Annotated in this window: 2 protein-coding genes; both read left to right on the plus strand. The window is 37.8% G+C overall.

Annotated elements, in window-relative coordinates; genetic code table 11:
* A partial coding sequence (locus H6G26_RS40855) for an EAL domain-containing protein (protein WP_190737763.1) occupies positions 1-678 on the plus strand: 678 nt, incomplete at its 5' end.
* 621 nt (positions 679-1,299) lie between these two features.
* Positions 1,300-2,118: a hypothetical protein gene (locus H6G26_RS40860; RefSeq protein ID WP_190737765.1), complete on the plus strand. Its 819-nt coding sequence runs from the start codon at positions 1,300-1,302 to the stop codon at positions 2,116-2,118.
* Positions 2,119-2,467 lie beyond the last annotated feature (349 nt).

The raw sequence follows: 2,467 nt of genomic DNA on the forward strand, positions 1-2,467 counted from the left end.
ATCGGGTTTGAGTCTCTTATCCGATGGCAGCACCCAAAGCAGGGTCTTGTGCTTCCAACAGATTTTATTTCAGTGGCGGAAGAAACTGGACTAATCGTTCCCATTGGCTACTGGGTACTTCGAGAGGCTTGCAACCAGATGCACCAATGGCAGCAGCAATTTCCACAAACCAAACTGACAATCAGCGTCAATCTTTCTAGCAAACAGCTTTTGCAATCCAATTTCACTGAGCAAATTTACTTAATTTTACAAGAAACTAAGTTAGATGCATCCCGCTTAAAGCTAGAAATGACTGAAAGTGTACTCATTGAAAACACCCAATCTGTAACAGCGATACTTTGGCAACTCAAAAGATTAGGTATTGAATTACACGTAGATGATTTTGGTACTGGTTATTCATCTTTAAGCTATCTGCACCGTTTTCCTATTAATGCACTAAAAATTGACCGCTCCTTTATTAAGAATATGGACACTAGTAGAAAATATGCAGAGATTGTACGCACAATTATTGCATTAGCTCACAATCTAAGCATAGATGTTATAGCAGAAGGAATAGAAACGGTAGTACAGCTTAAGCAAGTCAAAAAATTGCAATGCAAATATGGGCAGGGGTACTTTTTCTCCGAGCCAGCAACAGTATCTGTAGCAAGTACTTTAATACAACAGCAATCAAGTTAAGTACCTCCAAGAGCAACGCGAAAATGTGCAACCAAAGCGTATGCATGAACTCAAAGCCCGTCCGATACATTTGCAATTGTGCCCGAATTTTGGGGACGTATATGTTGGCTGAAGCTGAACTTGAGTACGAGCATTGGTTAGAGTTGATTCTAAACTTATTTGCTCTACGTTTAAATCTTTACTAATATGTTAAATTATTAACATCTAGCTGATATCAAGTTAAAATATGTTTAGATAGCAAAAGTAATAACGCTTAATATGTAATTCATAAAATTTGATTTTTGTCATCTATCTATACTGAGATAATTGCTGGATAGATGTATCAATAGTTATAGCTTTGTTGATAGTAAATTACAATCCTAATGACTGAATTTTTGAGAAATGATTAGTGAATTTAGCAGTAATATGTTGTTAGTTAATAGCAACTAACTTTATAGTCAAAATTCTCAACCTACCAATTCGCTTCTCATTAAGCAACAGATGTTTGCGCTGGAAACCCAGGTAAAATCTGACCTATCTTAATGACGAATTGCGAATTGTTATTACTTGTATGTTTATGTAACTCGTGAATGTAGCCTGCTTGAACTTAAAGTGTGAACGGTAAAACCCCTACGCTCAAGAATGCTGAATTCACTAATTCAGCATACTTCTTCAATTAACTGCTTTATCACTTGTAAGAATGGCACACTTGATAACGGCAAACCCATTATATATAAGGCTTTTGGGTGTGGTGTGTGGCTGAGTGGGTGTAGTAAGTCAGAAATTTATTTGTATCCCCACTCATATAAAATTTTCTTGATTTTCCCGACACCCGACACCCTACCCCCAACACCTAGCCCAGACGAGCTTTCAGCTTTTCAAGCGTGCCATTCATCACTTGTAGTTCATTTCAATACAGGGAGTCAATCAATGTGGTTAAGTACACGAGAAATTTTATATGTTAATAATCGCCGCTGGCGTGACTATTTCGATTCTCTTGGTTTTCCCCGTAGGCCAGAAATTCGCAGTATCGATTCTTGGTACAATCCTCAGACTCATTACTCGGAAAACTTTCGCTTGCATTCATTAGAACAGGCTTGGGATTTACTTGATTGGTTGCCTAGTCCTATTTTTAAACGGCAATATTATCTCCTCTTTACAAGTGCTGATAAACAAAGAGTTTTATTAACTCATCCTCGATTGCACCTGCTGGGACATGAACTGTTAGATCACCAATTTAACTCCTCATTATTAAACTATTGTCCCTGGGAAGGAGCGTTAGCTCCTTTTGCTCAAAGGTTTAAGTTTAATAAGTATGGGCTACTTGGTTGGGATGATGCTAAAGCTGCTCAAGTTATTCTTCCAAAACTTTGGCATGGTGTCCCTCGCTCATCGGTCGCAATCGGGACTTTATTTGAAGTTTTACGGGAGCAAGATAATGGTATGATCTCACGGCTATGAAAACACCACAAGTCTTTTTGGCACGCTGGTTTTCTTGAATTGCCATGAGAAATTCTCTGACGCTACGCGAACGAGCGTCAGAGAAAATAGGGCAAAGGGCTTTGACTTGGAAGCCATGAAACCCTTACTAGGTAGGAAAAATGAACATTATTTACTAGTTATTTATGGGGTTTAGCACTGATTCGGGCTTTTGAGCTTTATTGTCGAGCCTAGTTTTGATATCTAACTAATAATTTGGCATAACAGCTACTGAAGAACCAAAATTATTAAACCTTAAGCAAGCTAGAAAATTTTCTAGCTTGCTTAAGGTTTCGTTAAGTTATGGAGTTAAATATAGTGTTTGAATAAA

Source organism: Nostoc sp. FACHB-888, assembly GCF_014696655.1.
Classification (GTDB): domain Bacteria; phylum Cyanobacteriota; class Cyanobacteriia; order Cyanobacteriales; family Nostocaceae; genus Nostoc.

Bases quoted from the DNA above. Each gene is read 5' to 3' on its own strand.
- H6G26_RS40860 (WP_190737765.1), top strand. From the start codon at position 1,300: ATGCTGAATTCACTAATTCAGCATACTTCTTCAATTAACTGCTTTATC.